20 protein-coding genes and 1 pseudogene are annotated in these 19,612 nt (G+C 61.1%); all 21 read right to left on the bottom strand.

Annotated elements, in window-relative coordinates; all coding sequences use genetic code 11:
* Window positions 1-32: 32 nt before the first annotated feature.
* A complete protein-coding gene (gene ureC / locus BK658_RS16915) occupies window positions 33-1,733 on the bottom strand; it encodes an urease subunit alpha (RefSeq protein WP_123583260.1) in 1,701 nt (566 codons plus the stop codon).
* Window positions 1,734-1,864: 131 nt separating this feature from the next.
* Window positions 1,865-2,173: an urease subunit beta gene (locus tag BK658_RS16910; RefSeq protein ID WP_123583259.1), complete on the bottom strand. Its 309-nt coding sequence runs from the start codon at window positions 2,171-2,173 to the stop codon at window positions 1,865-1,867.
* Window positions 2,170-2,703 (bottom strand): GNAT family N-acetyltransferase, encoded by a 534-nt coding sequence (locus BK658_RS16905; protein ID WP_123583258.1) that lies wholly within the window; start codon window positions 2,701-2,703, stop codon window positions 2,170-2,172. The genes BK658_RS16910 and BK658_RS16905 overlap by 4 nt, the downstream gene beginning before the upstream one ends.
* Before the next feature lie 6 nt (window positions 2,704-2,709).
* Window positions 2,710-3,243 carry a GNAT family N-acetyltransferase gene (locus tag BK658_RS16900; RefSeq protein WP_123583257.1) on the bottom strand — a complete coding sequence of 178 codons (534 nt, stop codon included), beginning with the start codon at window positions 3,241-3,243 and terminating at the stop codon, window positions 2,710-2,712.
* A 9-nt stretch (window positions 3,244-3,252) separates the two neighbouring features.
* Window positions 3,253-3,555 carry an urease subunit gamma gene (gene ureA / locus BK658_RS16895; protein ID WP_019693787.1) on the bottom strand — a complete coding sequence of 101 codons (303 nt, stop codon included), beginning with the start codon at window positions 3,553-3,555 and terminating at the stop codon, window positions 3,253-3,255.
* Between the two features lie 172 nt (window positions 3,556-3,727).
* The gene (locus BK658_RS16890; protein ID WP_123583256.1) at window positions 3,728-4,579 is read right to left on the bottom strand and encodes an urease accessory protein UreD; all 852 of its coding nucleotides are present in this window, start codon (window positions 4,577-4,579) and stop codon (window positions 3,728-3,730) included.
* Window positions 4,580-4,609: 30 nt separating this feature from the next.
* On the bottom strand, window positions 4,610-5,308 hold the full coding sequence (gene urtE / locus BK658_RS16885; RefSeq protein ID WP_123583255.1) for an urea ABC transporter ATP-binding subunit UrtE: 699 nt from the start codon (window positions 5,306-5,308) through the stop codon (window positions 4,610-4,612).
* A gap of 129 nt (window positions 5,309-5,437) precedes the next feature.
* The gene (urtD, locus tag BK658_RS16880) at window positions 5,438-6,307 is read right to left on the bottom strand and encodes an urea ABC transporter ATP-binding protein UrtD (protein ID WP_123583254.1); all 870 of its coding nucleotides are present in this window, start codon (window positions 6,305-6,307) and stop codon (window positions 5,438-5,440) included.
* Window positions 6,308-6,318: 11 nt separating this feature from the next.
* Complete coding sequence (urtC, locus tag BK658_RS16875) at window positions 6,319-7,398, bottom strand: urea ABC transporter permease subunit UrtC (RefSeq protein ID WP_123583253.1); 1,080 nt, start codon at window positions 7,396-7,398, stop codon at window positions 6,319-6,321.
* Window positions 7,398-8,900 (bottom strand): urea ABC transporter permease subunit UrtB, encoded by a 1,503-nt coding sequence (urtB, locus tag BK658_RS16870; protein ID WP_123583252.1) that lies wholly within the window; start codon window positions 8,898-8,900, stop codon window positions 7,398-7,400. The genes urtC and urtB overlap by 1 nt, the downstream gene beginning before the upstream one ends.
* Window positions 8,901-9,049: 149 nt before the next feature.
* The gene (gene urtA, locus BK658_RS16865; RefSeq protein ID WP_123583251.1) at window positions 9,050-10,315 is read right to left on the bottom strand and encodes an urea ABC transporter substrate-binding protein; all 1,266 of its coding nucleotides are present in this window, start codon (window positions 10,313-10,315) and stop codon (window positions 9,050-9,052) included.
* Window positions 10,316-10,674: 359 nt separating this feature from the next.
* Window positions 10,675-11,685: a FecCD family ABC transporter permease gene (locus BK658_RS16855; protein ID WP_123583250.1), complete on the bottom strand. Its 1,011-nt coding sequence runs from the start codon at window positions 11,683-11,685 to the stop codon at window positions 10,675-10,677.
* A complete protein-coding gene (locus tag BK658_RS16850; protein ID WP_123583249.1) occupies window positions 11,682-12,641 on the bottom strand; it encodes an ABC transporter substrate-binding protein in 960 nt (319 codons plus the stop codon). Before BK658_RS16850 ends, BK658_RS16855 begins: the two co-directional genes overlap by 4 nt.
* Before the next feature lies 1 nt (window position 12,642).
* Window positions 12,643-13,425 (bottom strand): annotated as a pseudogene (locus BK658_RS16845) (ABC transporter ATP-binding protein); the annotation flags it as partial.
* Window positions 13,426-13,654: 229 nt separating this feature from the next.
* Window positions 13,655-15,037 carry a PepSY-associated TM helix domain-containing protein gene (locus tag BK658_RS16840; RefSeq protein ID WP_123583248.1) on the bottom strand — a complete coding sequence of 461 codons (1,383 nt, stop codon included), beginning with the start codon at window positions 15,035-15,037 and terminating at the stop codon, window positions 13,655-13,657.
* A gap of 171 nt (window positions 15,038-15,208) precedes the next feature.
* Complete coding sequence (locus tag BK658_RS16835) at window positions 15,209-17,338, bottom strand: TonB-dependent copper receptor (RefSeq protein ID WP_123583247.1); 2,130 nt, start codon at window positions 17,336-17,338, stop codon at window positions 15,209-15,211.
* Window positions 17,339-17,425: 87 nt separating this feature from the next.
* Window positions 17,426-17,845, bottom strand: coding sequence for a DUF2946 domain-containing protein (locus BK658_RS16830; protein ID WP_123583246.1), 420 nt, complete (start codon window positions 17,843-17,845; stop codon window positions 17,426-17,428).
* A gap of 54 nt (window positions 17,846-17,899) precedes the next feature.
* Window positions 17,900-18,379 carry a copper chaperone PCu(A)C gene (locus BK658_RS16825; protein WP_123583245.1) on the bottom strand — a complete coding sequence of 160 codons (480 nt, stop codon included), beginning with the start codon at window positions 18,377-18,379 and terminating at the stop codon, window positions 17,900-17,902.
* A gap of 47 nt (window positions 18,380-18,426) precedes the next feature.
* Window positions 18,427-18,828, bottom strand: a complete 402-nt coding sequence (locus BK658_RS16820; protein ID WP_123583244.1) for a DUF2946 domain-containing protein — start codon at window positions 18,826-18,828, stop codon at window positions 18,427-18,429.
* Window positions 18,829-18,925: 97 nt separating this feature from the next.
* Window positions 18,926-19,216 carry an addiction module antidote protein gene (locus BK658_RS16815; RefSeq protein ID WP_103316984.1) on the bottom strand — a complete coding sequence of 97 codons (291 nt, stop codon included), beginning with the start codon at window positions 19,214-19,216 and terminating at the stop codon, window positions 18,926-18,928.
* Window positions 19,217-19,219: 3 nt separating this feature from the next.
* Window positions 19,220-19,522, bottom strand: coding sequence for a type II toxin-antitoxin system RelE/ParE family toxin (locus BK658_RS16810; RefSeq protein WP_103316981.1), 303 nt, complete (start codon window positions 19,520-19,522; stop codon window positions 19,220-19,222).
* Between the last annotated feature and the right edge of the window lie 90 nt (window positions 19,523-19,612).

Raw genomic sequence — 19,612 nt, 5'->3', positions numbered from 1 at the left:
CTTCGTGCCGGTTTTTTATGCGTGTATGAATCTCAAAACAGGAAATACCGCTGCGCCATCGGCAATACATCCGCGGGTTCACACCACAGTAGTACGCCGTCGGCCTTGACCTGATAGGTCTGTGGATCGACATCAATGTTGGGTAGGTAGTCGTTGTGGATCAGGTCGGTTTTCTGCACCTCGCGGCAACCTTTGACCACGGCGATTTTCTTTTTCAGCCCTAGTGCTTCGGGAAGGCCCGCGTCCTGCGCCGCCTGGCTGATGAACGTCAGGCTGGTGGCGTGCAGCGAACCACCGTAACTGGCGAACATCGGACGGTAATGCACCGGTTGCGGCGTCGGGATCGAGGCGTTGGCATCGCCCATGAGGCTCGCCGCAATGGCACCGCCCTTGAGGATCAGTGTCGGTTTGACCCCGAAAAATGCCGGGCGCCAGAGCACCAGGTCAGCCCATTTACCGACTTCGATCGAGCCCACTTCATGGCTGATGCCGTGAGTGATGGCCGGGTTGATGGTGTACTTGGCGATGTAGCGTTTGACGCGGAAGTTGTCATTGCCCTCGCCATCACCTGCCAGTGCGCCACGCTGCTTTTTCATCTTGTCGGCGGTTTGCCAGGTGCGGGTGATGACTTCACCGACGCGGCCCATGGCTTGACTGTCGGAGCTGATCATCGAGAACGCGCCGAGGTCGTGGAGGATGTCTTCGGCCGCAATCGTTTCGCGGCGGATACGGCTTTCGGCGAAGGCCACATCTTCGGCGATGCTCGGGTCCAGGTGGTGGCAGACCATCAGCATGTCGAGGTGTTCGTCGATGGTGTTGCGGGTGAACGGCCGGGTCGGGTTGGTCGAGCTCGGCAGCACGTTGGCGAAACCGCAGGCCTTGATGATGTCGGGCGCGTGGCCGCCGCCGGCACCTTCGGTGTGGTAGGTGTGGATGGTCCGACCCTTGAAAGCGGCGAGGGTGGTTTCGACAAAGCCGGATTCGTTCAGGGTGTCGGTGTGGATCGCCACCTGTACGTCGAACTGGTCGGCGACGTTCAGGCAGTTGTCGATGCTCGCCGGCGTGGTGCCCCAGTCCTCGTGCAGCTTGAGGCCGATAGCACCGGCCTTGACCTGTTCGATCAGCGGCTCCGGCAGGCTGGCGTTACCCTTGCCGGTAAGACCGATGTTCATCGGGAACGCATCCGCCGCTTGGAGCATCCGCGCCAGGTGCCAAGGGCCGGAGGTGCAGGTGGTGGCGTTGGTGCCCGTCGCCGGCCCCGTGCCGCCGCCGATCATGGTCGTGACGCCGCTCATCAATGCTTCTTCGATCTGCTGCGGACAGATGAAGTGGATGTGCGTGTCGACACCGCCCGCCGTGAGGATCATCCCTTCGCCGGCGATCACTTCGGTGCTGGCGCCGACCGCGATGGTCACGTTCGGCTGGACGTCCGGGTTGCCGGCTTTGCCGATGGCTGCAATACGCCCATCCTTGAGGCCGACATCGGCTTTGACGATGCCCCAATGGTCGATGATCAGCGCGTTGGTGATCAGCGTATCGACCACTTCCGCCGCCAGTAACTGGCTCTGACCCTGGCCATCGCGAATCACTTTGCCGCCGCCGAACTTCACTTCTTCACCGTAGGTGGTGAAGTCTTTTTCGACTTCGATCCACAGCTCGGTGTCGGCCAGGCGAACCCTGTCACCGACGGTGGGGCCGAACATGTCGGCGTAGGCTTGTCTTGAGATTTTCATGCGTGTGCCTTCAGATTGATCGTTCCCACGCTCTGCGTGGGAATGCCGCCATGGACGCTCAGCGTCCGCCGTTCAAGCGTGACGCGGAGCGTCACGGGATGCATTCCCACGGGGACCGTGGGAACGATCAGTTAGTCGAGGTCGCCCATGATCCTGCCGGCAAACCCGAACACCCGGCGATGTCCGGCCAGGTCCACCAGCTCGACCTCGCGGCTCTGCCCCGGTTCGAAGCGCACGGCGGTGCCGGCCGGGATGTTCAGGCGCATGCCACGGCTGGCGGTGCGGTCGAACGTCAGGGCGTCGTTGGTTTCGAAAAAGTGGTAGTGCGAGCCGACCTGAATCGGCCGATCGCCGCTGTTGGCCACGGTCAGGCTCAGGGTGCGACGGCCGGCGTTGAGCTCGATGTCGCCGGGATTGATCTGATATTCGCCAGGAATCATTCGGGTTGTCCCAGGGTCTTGTAGTAGATGGCGGTCGGGGTGTAACGACCGTCCGGGCTTTGGCAGTAGTTCGGCAGCTCACCGACACGGGTGTAGCCAAGGGATTGATAGAACGCTTCGGCCGCGGAGCCGGCTTCGGTGTCGAGGTACAGCAGGCCACGTTTGTGCTGGCGCGCGGCAAGCTCCAGTGCATTCATCAGTTGTTGAGCCAGGCCGCGTCGCCGCGTGTCATGGCGCACCTGCAGCTTTTGCACTTCGGCGCGATTGCGGCCATTGGCTTTTTGGCACAGGCCCAGTTGCACGCTGGCCAGGACCTTTTCATCGTGAACCACTACCCACAGCAACAGACTGCCGTCCTCAAGCCCGGCCTGGACACTGTTGATGTAGGCGCGGGCCTGGGCATCATCAAGGTCGGCCATGAAGCCGATCGAGGCACCGTGCTTCACGGCGTCAAACAGCAAATCGATCAAGCCCTGACGGTAGTGCGCAAAGCTTTCGGTATTCACGCGTCGCAATTGGGCAGTGTTCATGAGGTATCACTCCTTGTTGGCGACAGGCGGCTCCGCGCCCGGATTGAGGACCAGCTGCATGAAGGTCAGGTCGAGCCAACGGCCGAACTTGGTACCGACTTGCGGCATGTGCCCGGTGGTGATGAATCCGGTCCGTTCGTGCAGGCGAATCGAGGCGGCGTTAGCGCTTTCGATGGCGGCGACCATCACATGTTTGTTGCAGCCCCTGGCGCGTTCGATCAGCACCTCCATCAGCTGTGGGCCGAGGCCATTGCCGCGCTGACCGCTGCGCACATACACCGAATGTTCGACGGTGTGGCGGAAACCGTCGAACGGCCGCCAGTCGCCGAACGAGGCATAGCCAAGCACGCTGTTGTCGGCGTCGACAATCACCAGAACAGGGTAGCCCTGAGATTGCCGGGCGCTGAACCAGGCCTGGCGGTTAGCGAGGTCGACGGCCTGTTCGTTCCAGATCGCCGTCGTATTGAGGACCGCGTCGTTGTAGATGTCGCGGATCGCCGGCAGGTCGGCGGATACGGCATCACGAATGTGATAAGTCATGGCGCAGTCTCAGACGATGGGTTGGTGGACGGTGACCAGTTTGGTGCCGTCGGGAAAGGTCGCCTCGACCTGGATCTCCGGGATCATTTCCGGGATGCCTTCCATCACTTGCTCGCGGTTCAGCAGGGTGGTGCCGTAGTGCATCAGTTCGGCGACCGTTTGGCCGTCACGCGCGCCTTCGAGCAGCGCCGCAGAGATGTAGGCCATTGCTTCTGGGTAATTGAGTTTCACGCCACGGGCCAAACGCCGCTCGGCGACCAGGCCGGCGGTGAAGATCAGCAGCTTGTCTTTTTCGCGTGGGGTCAGGTCCATCGTTCGAAATCCATCAGGGCAGATAAAAAGGTGTACGGATCTGTAAACACAGACCCTGTGGGAGCGAGCTTGCTCGCAATGAGGCCATCACCTTCAACAAGGATGTTGACTGTACGATCGCTATCGTCGGAACGCCGCCCGGAGCAAGCTCGCTCCCACAGAAAAGCATGATTCAGGTGCTCCATATTCTGGGGGGGACCGCTTCGCGGCCGAACAGCGCCGGGCGCAGCAACTTCCACAAATCAATCAACCAGCCTCGCGCCAGCAACGCTTCACTGGCCAGGCAACGGGCGACTAACAGCCCCGGCAACTGCGTCAGATCCCCGCGCACGTCATTGGGCAACGAGCGGCAGCTCTCAAGTAAATCGCTATCGATTTCACCCGTCACCAGCAACGTCGCAAACACTGGCTGGCCATCCAGTCCTATCGGTGAATCAAGCAAGCCGTCATCCCCGACAATGCGCTGGCGTTCGTGCCAGAGCAACTGGCCGTCGCGGCGGATATCCAGCTGTGACTGAAAGTGCCCGCGCTCGAAGCGTTCGCCGCTGGCCGGGCGACCCAGCGCCACGACGTCCCAATAGAACAGCCGTGCGTCACCTTGCAGTTCAATAGAAGTGTGGAGTTCAGCCTGGGCGGCGCTGAACACGATGGTTTCTTGCGGCAGCCACTCCAGCGTGGCACCGGCCGCGACGTTCAAGTCGAGTTGCTGGTAAGCCGGCCCGGCGGCGCGATACCACTTGGCAGCGCCAGGGCTGGTCAGCTGCGCCCAGGCATTCGCACCGACGCAGGCCGTGATGTCCAGCCGATCACCACCGGCAATGCCGCCGGGCGGGTGGACGATGATGTGCTGGCACACCTCGGGGCCTTCGGCGTACAGGTGTTTTTGCACCCGCAGCGGACCCTTGTGGCGGCGCTGGACCGGGCGCGTACTGTCGCCGAAGCGGGCGTAGCCGAGCTCCAGCTCGGCGTGCCAGCTGGGTGTGAACGGTGTTGCAGTGAGTGAAATGGGAGTAAGGACAGTCATATTTTTTAATTATCGTCAGGACACTACAGACTAGATCGTAACCAGCCCGCGCACACCTTCGGCTTCCATATTTTCTCCGCGGCCTTGCTGGACGATCTCGCCCCGGGACATCACCAGGTATTGATCGGCCAGCTCGGCGGCGAAGTCGTAGAACTGCTCGACCAGCAGGATCGCCATGTCACCTCGTGCGGCGAGCTTTTTGATCACCGTGCCAATCTCCTTGATCACCGACGGCTGAATGCCTTCGGTAGGCTCGTCGAGGATCAGCAAGCGTGGCCGACTGGCCAGTGCGCGACCGATGGCCAATTGTTGTTGCTGGCCGCCCGATAAGTCGCCACCGCGGCGTTGCTTCATTTGCAGCAATACCGGGAACAGCTCGTAGATGAACGCCGGGACTTCCCTGGCCTCGGAGCCCGGGAAGCGCGACAGGCCCATCAGCAGGTTTTCTTCCACCGTCAGCCGCCCGAAAATCTCCCGGCCTTGCGGCACGTATGCGATGCCGGCGTGAACCCGTTGATGCGGTTTGAACGAGGTGATCGGTTTGCCTTCCCAATTCACCGCGCCTTCTTTGGCCGGTAACAGACCCATCAGGCATTTGAGCAGGGTAGTCTTGCCGACACCGTTGCGTCCGAGCAGGCAGGTGACTTCACCGACCTTCACCTCAAAGCTCAGGCCCCGCAGGATGTGGCTACCGCCGTAGTACTGGTGCAGCTTGTCGACTTGCAGCATGTTCAAACTCCTTCTGTATCTGCCTCTGTGGGAGCGAGCCTGCTCGCGATAGCGGTGCATCTGTCGACATTGATGTTGGATATGCACCCGTCATCGCGAGCAGGCTCGCTCCCACAAAAGCGGATCGCTTCAGCGGCCGAGATAGACCTCGATCACCCGCTCGTTGTCCTGCACCTGCGCAAGCGATCCTTCGGCCAGCACGCTGCCCTGGTGCAGCACCGTGACGTGGTCGGCAATCGAGCCGACGAAGCCCATGTCGTGCTCCACCACCATCAGCGAATGCTTGCCGGCCAGGCTTTTGAACAGCTCGGCGGTGAATTCGGTTTCGGCGTCGGTCATGCCCGCCACCGGTTCATCGAGCAGCAGCAGTTGCGGGTCCTGCATCAGCAACATGCCGATTTCCAGAAACTGCTTCTGCCCGTGCGACAGCAGGCCGGCCGGGCGATTGACCGAGGTGGTCAGGCGTATGGTTTCGAGCACCTCGCAGATGCGATCTTTTTGTTCACCACTCAGACGAGCCCGCAGACTGGCCCATACCGACTTGTCGGTTTTCTGCGCCAGTTCAAGGTTTTCAAACACGCTCAAGGCTTCGAACACCGTCGGCTTCTGGAACTTGCGGCCGATCCCGGACTGGGCGATCTGCACTTCGCTCATCCGTGTCAGGTCCAGGGTTTCACCGAACCAGGCCTTGCCGTGACTGGGCCGGGTCTTGCCGGTGATCACGTCCATCAGCGTGGTTTTGCCGGCGCCGTTGGGGCCGATGATGCAGCGCAGTTCGCCGACACCGATGTACAGGTTCAAGGCGTTGAGTGCCTTGAAACCATCGAAGCTGACACTGATGTCTTCAAGTGTGAGGATGGTGCCGTGGAGGGTGTTCAGGCCTGAGCCGACGCGTTGCCCCAAGCCGATGGCCTCGCGGCTGCTGCCGGCGTCCTTGTTGGGCTCCGGTGGAAAAAAGACCGGTTCGAGCATGAACTCAGCCGTCGCAGCTGCTCTCATTTCTATAAGCCTCATTGTTCGCCCCTTTTCTTCAGCAGGCCGATCACGCCTTTGGGCAGGTACAGGGTCACGATGATGAACAGCGCGCCGAGGAAGAACAGCCAGTATTCGGGAAAGGCCACGGTGAACCAGCTCTTCATGCCATTGACCACACCCGCGCCGAGCAGCGGCCCGATCAGCGTTCCGCGCCCGCCGAGCGCGACCCACACGGCGGCTTCGATGGAGTTGGTCGGCGACATTTCGCTGGGGTTGATGATCCCCACTTGCGGCACGTAAAGCGCACCGGCCAGACCGCACAGCACAGCGCTCAAGACCCAGACAAACAGCTTGAAACCGCGTGGGTCGTAGCCGCAGAACATCAGACGGTTTTCCGCGTCGCGCAGGGCGGTCAATACCCGACCGAACTTGCTTTGCGCCAGGCGCCAGCCGATGAACAGGCTGGCGACCAACAGCAGCACCGTGGCGACGAACAACACCGCGCGAGTGCCGGGCTCGGTGATACCAAACCCCAGAATCGTGCGGAAATTGGTGAAGCCGTTGTTGCCGCCAAACCCGGTCTCGTTGCGGAAAAACAGCAGCATCCCGGCGAAGGTCAGGGCCTGGGTCATGATCGAGAAGTACACGCCCTTGATCCGCGAACGGAAGGCGAAGAAGCCGAACACCAGCGCCAGCAAGCCCGGCGCCAGCACCACCAGGCACATGGCCCAGATAAAGCTGCTGGTGCCGGTCCAGTACCACGGCAGTTCGGTCCAGGAGAGGAAGGTCATGAATGCCGGCAGGCCATCGCCCGAAGCCTGGCGCATTAGGTACATGCCCATGGCGTAACCACCAAGGGCGAAGAACAGGCCATGACCCAGGGACAGCAAACCGGCGTAACCCCAGACCAGATCCAGCGCCAGGGCGACGATGGCGTAGCAGAGAATTTTGCCAACCAGCGTCAGTGTGTAGGCCGAGACGTGAAAGGTGCTGTCGGCAGGCAGCAATGACAGCAGCGGCAGCGCCAGCAACAGTGCGAGAATCACCGCGCCCACTGCGATCGTGACTTTGGGGCCGGCCTTTTGCGTGGCCGTGAGCATCAGGGGCTGGTTCATCAGTCGATTACCCGTCCTTTGAGTGCGAAGAGTCCTTGCGGGCGTTTCTGAATGAACAGAATGATCAGCGCGAGGATCAGGATCTTGCCGAGTACGGCGCCTATTTGCGGCTCAAGAATCTTGTTGGCGATCCCCAGGCCGAACGCGGCGAGCACGCTGCCGGCCAGTTGACCAACGCCGCCGAGCACCACTACCAGGAACGAGTCGATGATGTAGCTCTGGCCGAGGTCCGGGCCGACGTTGCCGACCTGACTCAGGGCCACGCCGCCAAGCCCGGCGATGCCCGAGCCGAGACCGAAGGCGAGCATATCGACGCGTCCGGTGGGCACGCCACAGCAGGCGGCCATGTTGCGGTTCTGGGTGACTGCGCGCACGTTCAGACCGAGGCGGGTCTTGTTCAGCAGCAGCCACGTCAGCACCACCACACTCAGCGCGAACGCGATAATCACGATGCGGTTGTACGGCAGCACCAGATTGGGCAGTACCTGAATCCCGCCCGAGAGCCAAGCCGGGTTCGCCACTTCGACGTTCTGCGCACCGAACAACAAACGCACCAGTTGTATCAGCATCAGGCTGATGCCCCAGGTGGCGAGCAGGGTTTCCAGCGGCCGGCCGTAAAGGTGGCGAATCACCGTGCGCTCCAGCGCCATACCGATGCCGGCGGTGACAAAAAATGCCACCGGTAAAGCGATCAGCGGATAGAACTCGATCGCTTGCGGGGCGAAGCGCTGAAACAGCAACTGCACCACGTAAGTGGAGTAAGCCCCGAGCATCAGCATCTCGCCGTGAGCCATGTTGATCACCCCCAGCAGGCCGAAAGTGATCGCCAAACCGAGGGCCGCCAGCAGCAGGATCGAACCCAGAGACATGCCGCTGAAGGCCTGGCCGAGGAGCTCGCCGATCAGCAGTTTGCGTTTGACTTGCGCCAGGCTGGTTTCGGCAGCCGTGTGTACCGTGGCGTCGGCTTCGACGCCGGGTTGGAGCAAACCTTCGAGGCGGGTACGGGCCAGCGGATCACCGGTTTCCCCCAGAAGGCGCACTGCGGCGAGGCGCACGGCCGGGTCGGTGTCTACCAGTTGCAGATTGGCCAACGCCAGGCTTAGGGCCGCGTGAACGCTTGGGTCTTTTTCGCCAGCCAGTTGCTGGTCAAGGAACTTCAACTGCGCCGGTTTGGCGCTTTTTTGCAGTTGTTGCGCGGCGCTCAAACGCGCTTTGGTGTCAGCGGCGAGCAGTTGATGACTGGCCAGCGCCGTGTCGATCAAACCCCGCAGGCGATTGTTCAGGCGCAGGGTCTTGGCTTCGCCGTCGACGGTCAGTTGTCCTTGTTGCAGGGCGTTGATCAGTTCTATGCGGGCCGGGTCGGGTTGCGCGGCCCAGGTTTCCAACAGCTTGGCTTGCTGCACCGGATTGGCCGCAACAAAGTCTTCGGCGTCCCCGGCATGGGCAGCCATCGGCAACAGCAGTGCGATGGCGAGGATGAAGCGGTAAAGGGCAGTGGGCATAACGGGTGTCCTGTTGATCGTGCGAATGATCGTTCCCACGCTTCGCGTGGGAATGCATCCCGTGACGCTCTGCGTCACCGCACCAGAGCGGACGCGGAGCGTCCATGGCGGCATTCCCACGCGGGAGCGTGGGAACGATCATGTCCCGCTTAGTTGCTCTTCACCGCATACTCCGGCTTCTTGTCGTTACCCGGTATGAACGGGCTCCATGGTTGGGCGCGGATCGGCCCTTCGGTCTGCCAGACCACGTTGAACTGACCGTCGGCCTGGATCTCGCCGATCATCACCGGCTTGTGCAGGTGGTGGTTGGTCTTGTCCATGGTCAGGGTGTAGCCCGATGGCGCGGCGAAGGTCTGGCCAGCCAGCGCTTCACGGACCTTGTCGACATCGGTGGACTTGGCTTTTTCTGCGGCCTGCGCCCACATGTGGATGCCGACGTAAGTGGCTTCCATAGGGTCGTTGGTCACCGCTTTGTCGGCGCCCGGCAGGTTGTGTTTTTTGGCATAGGCTTTCCAGTCGGCGACGAACTTCTGGTTCACCGGGTTCTCCACCGATTCGAAGTAGTTCCACGCGGCGAGGTTGCCCACCAGCGGTTTGGTGTCGATGCCGCGCAGTTCCTCTTCGCCCACCGAGAAGGCCACGACCGGAACGTCGGTGGCTTTCAGGCCCTGGTTGGCCAGCTCTTTATAGAACGGCACGTTGGAGTCGCCGTTGACCGTGGAGATGACCGCTGTCTTGCCGCCGGCCGAGAATTTTTTGATGTTGGCGACGATGGTTTGATAGTCGCTGTGGCCGAATGGCGTGTAGACCTCTTCGATGTCTTTGTCAGCCACGCCTTTGGAGTGCAGGAACGAGCGCAGGATCTTGTTGGTAGTGCGCGGGTAGACATAGTCGGTGCCGAGCAGGAAGTAGCGCTTGGCGCTGCCGCCTTCTTCGCTCATCAGGTATTCCACCGCCGGGATCGCCTGTTGGTTTGGCGCGGCACCGGTGTAGAAAACGTTCGGCGACATCTCTTCGCCTTCGTACTGCACCGGGTAGAACAGCAGGCCGTTGAGTTCTTCGAACACCGGCAATACCGATTTACGCGACACCGAGGTCCAGCAGCCGAACACCACCGCGACCTTGTCCTGGGTCAGCAACTGCCGACCCTTTTCCGCGAACAACGGCCAGTTCGACGCCGGATCGACCACCACCGGTTCGAGCATCTTGCCGTTGACCCCGCCCTTGGCGTTGATCTCGTCGATGGTCATCAGCGCCATGTCTTTGAGCGAGGTTTCGGAGATCGCCATGGTCCCGGACAACGAATGCAGAATCCCGACCTTGATGGTCTCGGCGGCCTGGACAGTCCAGGTCATGCCCATCGCGGCAATGCTTGCCGAGAGTGTGAAAGCCTTGATCAAGCTGCGACGCTTCATTGTGCGATCTCCATGAACTTATGAGTTTTCTTGGTTGGCAGATGCGAACTACTGAAGGGGCTTTAGCAAGGGCTGTGCCTGGTCGGAAAAAGGCAGGGAAATGTCGTGTTAGAGCGGTTGCGCGGTTTGCTGGTGCACCATGAAGTGACAGGCTCGATGTGCTGGTGCGTCGCCATGCGCCACCTTGGAGCAGCAGGTCGTGTGCTGAACCTGTGGCGAGGGGGCTTGCCCCCGTTCGACTGCGGAGCAGTCGTAAACCGGTCAATGCGGTGAGCCTGACGAACCGGGATCGCAAGTTTCAGGGCCGCTTCGCGTCCCAACGGGGGCAAACCCCCTCGCCACATTGAATTGCAGTGGTTTTAGCGGCGGCGCATCAGGCCGATGAAGAACAGTCCGCCGATGGCTGCCGTGGCTACGCCAATCGGCAAATCTTCCGGGGCGATCAATGTGCGTGCCGCGACATCCACCCACACCAGAAACACACTGCCGAGCAACACGCACACCGGCAGCAATCTGCGGTGTTCCGCCCCGACGAGGCGTCGGGCAATGTGCGGCACCATCAGCCCGACAAAACCGATCGAACCGCTGATCGAGACCAATACTCCGGTCATCAACGAGGCAATCAAAAACACCCGCAAACGCACGGTGCGTGCATTCAGGCCGAGGGTTACGGCGGTCTGCTCGCCGGTCATCAAGGCATTCAGCGGTCGTGCCATACCCAGTAGCAAAATCAACCCGAGCAGCACACTGGCGGCCGGCACTGCCAGCAACTCCCAGCGCGCCAGCCCGAGGCCGCCGAGCATCCAGAACATCACCGCAGAACTGGCGCGATGATCACCGAGAAACAGCAGCAGGTTGGCGACCGCCATCATCACGAACGACACTGCTACCCCGCACAGCAGCAGCCGATCGCTGTCCAGCCGGCCGTTACGGTTGGCGATCATCAGCACGATCAGCATGCTCAGCAATGCGCCGATGAACGCGGCAATCGGCAAGGTCAGCAGGCCGACGATCTCGCCCACATGCAGCACCACGATCACCGCACCAAGGGTTGCGCCAGACGTCACGCCCAACAGATGGGGATCGGCCAGCGGATTGCGCGTGACCGCTTGCAGCACTGCGCCGATCAGCGCCAGCCCGGCGCCCACCAGCGCGCCGAGGAGCATGCGCGGTACGCGGATCAGCCAGACGATATGTTCCTGTCCGGCGCTCCAGTTCATTTCGCCAATTCCAAATGCCTTGTGCAGCAGAATCCGCCAGACCACGTCCACCGGCACCCGTGCCGAGCCAAAACCCAGCGATACCACGCAAGATGCGAGCAACAGCGCACCTAGGGCAATCAGCAACAAGGCATAACGATGATTGATCATTCGCCGTGGAAACCCTTGGCCAGGGTTTCAACCGCCAGTACGTTGTCGATCCCCGGTGTGGCTTGCACGTAAGGGATGACGATGAAGCGCTGGTGCTTGATCGCGTCCACTGATTGCAGGGCCTTGTTGTTCAGCAGAAATTGTTCTTTTTGCTCGGCGCTGACTTCACCGTAGTCGACGATCACGATCACCTGCGGGTTGCGCTCAACCACGTTTTCCCAGTTGACCCGCGTCCAGCTCGCGTCGACATCGTCGAGAATATTGCGCCCGCCAGCGGCGTCGATCAGTGCTTGTGGCATGCCCAGGCGACCCGAGGTCATGGCCCGGTCTTCACCACTGTCGTAGAGGAACACGCGTGGTTTTTCCGTTGGCAGGTCTTTGCGAACCTCGGCCACTTGCGCCTGCATGTCGCTGATCAAGCGGTTGGCGCGATCCTGCACGTCAAAGATCTTGCCGAGGTTGCGCAGGTCGTTGTAGGTGTCATCGAGGCTGGCCGCCGGGCGCTTCATCACGAAGGCGCACGATTCGCTCAGTTCATAGACGTTGATCCCCAGCGGCCCGAGGGTTTGCGGGGTCAGGTCGCCGCCAATGCGCATGCCGTAATCCCAGCCGGCGAAGAAGAAATCGACGTTGGCGTTGAGCAGGGTTTCCACCGACGGGTACTTGGCCGCGAGCTCCGGCAGGCCGTCGAGAATGCTCCGCATCTCGGGTGTCACGGCTTTCCAGCCACTGATCCCGCTGTAGCCGACCATCCGGGGTTTGAGGCCGAGGGCGAGCATCATCTGGGTCATGTTGATGTCATGACTGAGGGCGTGTTTCGGTGCCTCCTTGAAGGTCACTTCACGGTTGCAACTCTGAATCGTCAACGGGTAACGGGTCGCTTCGGCGAACGCCTGGGCGCTGCCCAGCAGCAGGGCGAGGGACAGGCTGGAGCGGAGCAGGGTGCGCAAAGTCATGTTGGGTTATCCAGGTAATTCGGGGGTAGCCGGACAGCGGGTGTTCATCGATCAGCGCTTCGACGCCAAACACCTCACGCAGCAGCGTGGTGGTCAGCACTGCTTTTGGCGTGCCGCTGGCGACGATGCGTCCATGGTTGATCACGTACAGCCGATCGCAGAACGCGGCGGCCAGGTTGAGGTCGTGGATGCTCGCCAGGGTGCCGATCTGCAAGCGTTTGACCAGCTGCAGCAGCTCGAGCTGATAGCGTGGGTCGAGGTGGTTGGTCGGCTCATCGAGAATCAGCAGTTGCGGTTGCTGAGTCAGGGCGCGGGCGAGAATGACGCGTTGTTTTTCGCCGCCCGACAGCGTGGCAAAGGCGTGATCTTCAAAGCCTTTGAGGCCTACCGATTCCAGTGCCTGTTCAGCGATTCGGCGGTCTTCCAGCGTATCGCCATCAAACAGGCCTTTGTGCGGTGTGCGGCCCATGGCGACCACTTCCTCGACGGTCAGGCCGAAGGCATCGGGAAACTCCTGCAACACCACAGCAATGCGTTGTGCGCACCAGCGCGACGACTGCTTCCAGACGTTGTGATGGGCCAGGTGCACCTCACCGGATTCCGGTTTGCTGAACCGGTAGGCACAGCGCAGCAGGCTGGTCTTGCCGCTGCCGTTGGGCCCGATCAAACCGACGAACTCACCGGCCGCCACGTGCAGGCTGGCCTCACGCAGCTGAAACTGGTGATGACAGTGGCCATGGCCCAGCGGTGTCCAGGCGAGATGGGTGAGGTTCAGCGAGGTCATGCCATTCCTTATGACGGTCAACCTGTGGCGAGGGGGCTTGTCGGAACGCCGCACCGCCCCGTTCGGCTGCGGAGCAGTCGTAAAACCATCGCTCGCGGTCTGTCTGACAGAACCGGTTCGCTGATTTCAGGGCCGCTTCGCTGCCCAACGGGGGCAAGCCCCCTCACCACAAAAAATCTGCGGGCGCGATTGTAGTGTCTGGCGCACCCTTTGATGTAGTTCGCTGTATTCAGGATGAAGATGAGGCCGATTCAGGCTGGCGGTTCAAGCGCGACAGCAGCACCCGGTCCAGCAGCCACACCACGATCAGCGAGGCGCCCACCAACGGGAATACCACCGACAATGCGAGGATGATGAACACCCCGGTTTTCCAGGTCGGCAGGTCATGACGCAACGGTGGAACACCGAACTTGCCCTGCGGGCGGCGCTTCCACCAGATCACCACACCGCTGACGGCACTGAGCAGGATCATCAGGCAGATCAGCAACACGGCAATCTGGTTGAACGGCCCGAACAGCTTGCCTTCGTGCAGCATCACGCCCATTTCCGTGGCGCGGGCGACATTGCCATATTGCTGCCAGCGCACGTCGGCCAGTACTTCGCCGCTGTACTGGTCAACATGCAGGGTGGCGTCGTTACGCGGGTCGTCGGCGAATACGGCGATGGTGAACGCGCCGCTGGCGGTGGTCGGAAAGGTGATGCTGTAACCGGGCTCGACCTGGCGTTGAGCGGCGATGTCCTGCACGTCTTGCAGGCTGATGGCCGGCGCCGCCGGGGCGCTGCTGCCACCGTTGTGGGCCATGTGTTCGGCGTGGTCGCCGGACATCGGCATCGGCGTGTTTTCCATGGCCCAGGGCACGGTCTGGCGGGTCGCGGTGTTGAGGCTGCGGGCCTCTTGGTCGGATTTCGGCACGTTGTTCCACATGGCCGCCGGGAAGCGGTTCCAGACGTCGGCGTATTGCTTGCCCCAGAATCCGGTCCAGGTCATGCCGCTGAGCAGCATCGCGAGTAGAAACGCCGCGCCCCAGAATCCGCTCACGGCATGCAGATCACGCCAGAGCACACGTCCGCGGCTGCTGAACCGTGGCCAGACGATCCCCGCGCCGGTTTTACCGCGTGGCCACCACAGGAACATCCCGGAAACCACCAGCACGACGCCCCACCCAGCCGCGAGTTCGACCAGCCGATCACCGACGGTACCGATCATCAACTCACTGTGAATCGCCCGGGCGATGGCTTGCAGGTTTTTCTTCGCGTCCTGCTCGCCGAGGATGTCGGCGTGATACGGATCGATGAAGACATTGAGCTCGCTGCCGGCATTTTTAACGACAAACTGCGCACTGCGCTCGGCATTGACCGGTGGCAGGTACTGCTTGATCTGGCCCTGTGGATAAGCCTCTTTGACTCGGCGCAGTAACTCGTCGGCACTGATGCTCTGATGGCCTGCGGGCACATTGAGCAGGCTGCCGTACATCAGTGGGTCGAGTTGCGGTTTGAACAGGTAAACGATGCCGGTCAAGGCCAGCATCACCATGAATGGCGCAACGAACAGCCCGGCATAAAAATGCCAGCGCCAGGCCAGGTTGTAGAAATTCGGTTTGGGTTGTTTCATCGGGAGCGCTCTGCTTGGCTTGGATTTTTGTTGTTTGATGATCGTTCCCGCGCTCTGCGGGGGAATGCCTCAAGGGACGCTCCGCGTCCAGTGACGCAGAGCGTCACGGGCTGCATTCCCACGCAGGAGCGTGGGAACGATCCTTAAATGCAGTCTTGCCTGCGATGTGTTTTAGAAGCTCATATCGACCTTGGTCCAGAACGTGCGCCCTGGTTCGTTGATCGCCTGCGGGTCATTGGCCGGGTAGCCGAACCCGGCGTTGCCGGCCAGGTTCAAGTGCTCGGCGTACGCCTTGCCAAACAGGTTGTCGACGCCGGTACTGACCTTCCAGTGCTTGTCGATCCGGTAGGCGCCGTTGAGCGAGAACACGCCGAAGCCCGGGCTTTTGTCGTAGTCCTTGCCGACCACGTTGCCCTTGTTCTGCTCGATGCGGTTTTGCGCTGCAACCACTCGCCACAAGGCGCCGGCGCTCCAGTCGTCTTCGCTGTAGGTCAGGCCGAAACGCGCATCCAGCGGCGGCATTTGCGGCAGTGCCGTGTCGTGGGTGGTGTCTTTGCCCCAGGCGTAGGCCAGGGTCGCGTCGGCTTTCCAGTGGGAGGTGAGGTTGTAGGCTGCGCCGAGTTCGCCGCCCATGATGCGCGCGTTGATGTTTTCGGCCCGTGAGGTCATGCCCATCATGCCGGGGGTGTAATCGAACAGGATGTAGTCGTGCACCTCACCGACATAACCCGAGACCCAGGCTTCGAGGTCCCGGGTTTTGTATTGCAGGCCGACATCAAGCTGGGTGGTTTTCTCAGGCTTGATCGAATCGAAGGCGTTGAGCGAACCGGCCGGGCCGGATTTTGGCGAGAACAGCTCCCAGTAATCCGGGAACCGTTCAGCGTGGCCGAGACCGGCGTAGAGCGTGGTCGGGCTGTCCGCCAGGTCATGTTCATAGCGCACGAAACCGCTCGGCAGAGTGTCGGCGCGGGTCGTGTCGGCAGTCGGGTTCGGTTGGCTCATCATCCCGGAGCCGATGGTCTGGCGAAAATCCCTCGCCGAGGCACGGTCCAGTCGCGCTCCGCTGATCAGGCGATCACGGTCGGCGGCGTACCAGGTCAGCTCACCGAAAACTCCGTAATTGTGGAAGTCCGCATCCTTTTCGCGTGGCACGTCCTTGTAAGTATCGATACCCATGGCGGCACGCTTACGGTGTTCGTTGGTTTGCGCATCGATACCGCTGATCAACTGCACATCGGCCCAGCGCCAGGTGGCCTTGATCCGCGCACCGAGGGTGCGGCGGTCGACGTTGGAGGCCATCGGTCCGGCCATCATCCCGGTACCGGACGGCGTGCGCAGGGTGTAGTTGTCCATCACGTGGTCGGCGTAGTTGTAGTAGACCTGTGCTTCGAGCTTATCCAGCACCTCGCCGAGGTTCGACTTCTCGAAACGCAGGCCCAGGCTTTCGCGCTTGAACTGCGAACCGTCCATGCCGCGCCCGGCGGAACGTGCCTCGCCGTCACCCTTGCCGGCAGTCAGTTCCAGCAGCGTGTCGGCATCCGGTGTCCAGCCGAGGGCGACATCGCCGTTCCACTTGTCGTAGCGCGACGGCACGGTGTCGTTGTTGCCATCACGGTAATCGTCGGCGTGAGCGGTGTTGCCGATCACCCGAATGTAGCCCAATGGACCACCGGCAGCGGCATCGACGAGTTTGTCGAAACGCCCGTTGGAGCCGGCCAGCAGGCTGGCGTTCACCCGGGTGCCCAGTTCGCCGAAGCTTTCCGGCTCGCGGTCGAACAGGATGGTGCCGGCAGAAGCTCCAGGTCCCCAGAGTACGGTTTGCGGGCCTTTGATCACGGTCAGCTTGTCGTAGGTTTCCGGTGAGATGTAGGAGGTCGGGGCGTCCATGCGGCCTGGGCAGGCACCGAGGATCATGCCGCCGTTGGTGAGAATGTTCAGCCTTGAGCCGAACATGCCGCGCAGCACCGGATCACCGTTGGTGCCGCCATTGCGAACCAGCGCGAAGCCGGGAATGGTCTTCAGGTAATCACCGCCATCGCTGGCCGGCACCGATTGGCGCGGGTCTTTGGGGTTGGTGACGATGGTCAGCGGCGAACTTGGGGCGATCGCGGTGATGACCGTCGGGCTCAGCTCTTCAGTGTGTTGGCTGTGGTCAGCCGGTTGCTCGGCCGCGCTGGCCAACGGGGAAAGCAGGGCACCGCACAGAATGGCAGTGGCCTGTTTGAAATGGGCGCGTGGCGCGTTCAAGGCGAAAAATGCCTGAGCAGCGCTCAAGCGTGTGTCAGCAGAAAACCTGGACATAAAGGTTCCATCAATCAGTCGTCAACAACACGGCCAGCAGCCTGCGGCTGTCGTTCTCTACAGTCGGCCGTATGAGTAGTGGTGGGTTTACGCGACGATGGGCGGGGCGCGGGTGCGGGCGCCGGGGAAGACGGTTTGCCGGGCATGGCCCAGGCGGGGGGAGGGGCTGATGTAGTGATGGGCGGGTGGTGTGTCGAAGACAGCGAACGACACACCGCCGGGCAGCGCGGGGCAGTTGAAGAGCAGGCTGCAATAGCCGCACTTTTCCCAGAGCGCATGATGATCGGGTTTGGGTGCGCAGTGTTCGGCAGTCGCTTGCGCGTTTTGCCCGGCATGGGCGTTCGCCGACATGTCCATGCTCATGTCCATCGACATGTTCATAGGCATCGGCATGCGTTGATCCATCGGCATCGACTGAGAAATCAGCGGGCCGATAAAGATCATCAACATGGCGAACAGGCTGATCCAGCTACCGTGCGCAACCTTCAACGAGGTGTTGCGCGGCACTGACCGCCTGACGCCGAGCGAGCGCCGTACGTTCACAGGTTTTTCAGGCTGTGATTACTGGGCGTGCATGTGCGCTTCGGTGCTGGCGGGCGGTTGTTTCTGTACTGTGACCTCAACGGTCACGTCGCCGGACTTTTCGAAATGCAGGGTCAGCGGGAAGCGTTTGCCGTCGCGAAGCAGGCTGCGGTCTTTGAGCTCCAGCAGCATCACGTGATAAGCCATCGGTGCGAACGTGATGTTGCCGCTGGCCGGAATCTCGACGCTCGGCACTTGCTGCATTTTCATCAGATCGTTTTGCATCACATGCTCGTGTAACTCGGCTTTCCCCGCGATCGGCGAAGCAACGCTGAGCAGGCGATCGGCGGTTTTGCCGTTGTTGTGAATCACGAAATAGGCTGCAACCGTTGGCGCGTTGGGCGGTAGCTCTTGCGACCAAGGGTGTGCGATTTCCAGTTCGCCGGCGTTGTATTCGTGGGCATTGGCAAAGCACGCGGGCAGCAGCAAGGCGGCCAGAACGATGAGTTTCTTCAACATGGCAGTTCTCCAGAACGATTAGACACGCAGATCAATTGCGACGGTAATCAGACTAGAGGAGACGCTCGGGGATTGAGGCTGGGCCATTGCTGGCGTGGCGTGGGCAGGTCAAGGGTCGGCGCAGGTCGGCTTCGATTGGCCTCGAAACGCGCAAAATACAGCTGTGGAACATGGCCTGGCAACGCCACCAAAGGCGCCGAGCCAGAGCAGCACCAGCAATGCTGCATATTCGAGTGGTCGTCGTTTGAAGGGGCTTTTTGTTCAAGCTTGCCCAGAGAAATCGCCACCATCTTCGTCCCACTGGACGAGCAAAAACTGCCCCACAACAACTGCTCGGCCGGCGACTGACTGGCACCTTGCGCCATCGCACCGGACATCGGCATGGCAAGCATGTTGAACAGCACTGCGAAGCAGGCGATCCAGGCAAATGCTAGCCGTTGTCGGGACATGGGTCATATCCGGTTGGGTGGGTGATCAAGCCGGGTATTTAGCCTGATCGGGGGCGATAAGTAAAAAACCGCCGTGCGGTGTGGTGTCGCAGCGTATTCAGGCGGCTGTCGCGTGGAGCTTGAGACCCAAGGCCTTCATCACCTTCATGATAGTCGTGAATTCTGGATTACCCGTGCTACCCAATGCCTTGTACAAACTTTCACGACCTAAACCTGCATCACGGGCAACCTGCGTCATGCCTTGTGCCCGAGCGATGTCGTTGAGCGCAGCACGTATCAACGCGCCGTCACCTGCATCTTCTTCAAAGCAGGCATCCAGGTAAGCGGCCATTTCCTCAGGGGTTTTGAGAAAGTCGGCGGCGTCGAAACGGGTGAATTGTTCGGCCATGATTTACTCCTCATTACCGATGTTTTGCGCCATCTGTTGAGCGCGTTTGATGTCTCGTTTTTGAGTCGACTTGTCGCCTCCTGCCAACAGCAGATAAACCACTTCACCTTTACGAGTGAAGTACATCCTGTAGCCGGGACCGTAATGCACACGCATTTCATATACAGCCTCACCAACTGCTTCACAATCACCGAAGTTCCCATGCTCGGCAGCTCGAAGCCTGGCGACAAGGCGAGCCTTGCCGATGGTGTCCCTGAGTGAGTGAAGCCAATCGGCAAATGGTCGAGACTGTTCGAAGTCGATCATGCTGGATCGTATTCCTTGGGATACAGGTTGGCAAGCAGCACTTTCCTCGGGGCGACCGTCGTCAGCCTGTGAGGGCAGGTTCGCTCTTTT

Source organism: Pseudomonas brassicacearum (genome assembly GCF_003732175.1).
Taxonomy (GTDB): Bacteria; Pseudomonadota; Gammaproteobacteria; order Pseudomonadales; family Pseudomonadaceae; genus Aquipseudomonas; species Aquipseudomonas brassicacearum_G.
This window is presented reverse-complemented; position numbering and strand designations above follow the sequence as displayed.

Coding starts and splice junctions, on each gene's coding strand:
- urtD (WP_123583254.1), bottom strand. CDS start 6,307: ATGAGAGCAGCTGCGACGGCTGAGTTCATGCTCGAACCGGTCTTTTTT.
- BK658_RS16810 (WP_103316981.1), bottom strand. CDS start 19,522: ATGATCGACTTCGAACAGTCTCGACCATTTGCCGATTGGCTTCACTCA.
- BK658_RS16905 (WP_123583258.1), bottom strand. CDS start 2,703: ATGAACACTGCCCAATTGCGACGCGTGAATACCGAAAGCTTTGCGCAC.
- urtB (WP_123583252.1), bottom strand. CDS start 8,900: ATGCCCACTGCCCTTTACCGCTTCATCCTCGCCATCGCACTGCTGTTG.
- BK658_RS16900 (WP_123583257.1), bottom strand. CDS start 3,243: ATGACTTATCACATTCGTGATGCCGTATCCGCCGACCTGCCGGCGATC.
- urtC (WP_123583253.1), bottom strand. CDS start 7,398: ATGAACCAGCCCCTGATGCTCACGGCCACGCAAAAGGCCGGCCCCAAA.
- BK658_RS16910 (WP_123583259.1), bottom strand. CDS start 2,173: ATGATTCCTGGCGAATATCAGATCAATCCCGGCGACATCGAGCTCAAC.
- BK658_RS16890 (WP_123583256.1), bottom strand. CDS start 4,579: ATGACTGTCCTTACTCCCATTTCACTCACTGCAACACCGTTCACACCC.
- BK658_RS16815 (WP_103316984.1), bottom strand. CDS start 19,216: ATGGCCGAACAATTCACCCGTTTCGACGCCGCCGACTTTCTCAAAACC.
- ureC (WP_123583260.1), bottom strand. CDS start 1,733: ATGAAAATCTCAAGACAAGCCTACGCCGACATGTTCGGCCCCACCGTC.
- BK658_RS16850 (WP_123583249.1), bottom strand. CDS start 12,641: ATGACTTTGCGCACCCTGCTCCGCTCCAGCCTGTCCCTCGCCCTGCTG.
- urtE (WP_123583255.1), bottom strand. CDS start 5,308: ATGCTGCAAGTCGACAAGCTGCACCAGTACTACGGCGGTAGCCACATC.
- urtA (WP_123583251.1), bottom strand. CDS start 10,315: ATGAAGCGTCGCAGCTTGATCAAGGCTTTCACACTCTCGGCAAGCATT.
- ureA (WP_019693787.1), bottom strand. CDS start 3,555: ATGGACCTGACCCCACGCGAAAAAGACAAGCTGCTGATCTTCACCGCC.
- BK658_RS16820 (WP_123583244.1), bottom strand. CDS start 18,828: ATGTCCCGACAACGGCTAGCATTTGCCTGGATCGCCTGCTTCGCAGTG.
- BK658_RS16825 (WP_123583245.1), bottom strand. CDS start 18,379: ATGTTGAAGAAACTCATCGTTCTGGCCGCCTTGCTGCTGCCCGCGTGC.
- BK658_RS16835 (WP_123583247.1), bottom strand. CDS start 17,338: ATGTCCAGGTTTTCTGCTGACACACGCTTGAGCGCTGCTCAGGCATTT.
- BK658_RS16855 (WP_123583250.1), bottom strand. CDS start 11,685: ATGATCAATCATCGTTATGCCTTGTTGCTGATTGCCCTAGGTGCGCTG.
- BK658_RS16840 (WP_123583248.1), bottom strand. CDS start 15,037: ATGAAACAACCCAAACCGAATTTCTACAACCTGGCCTGGCGCTGGCAT.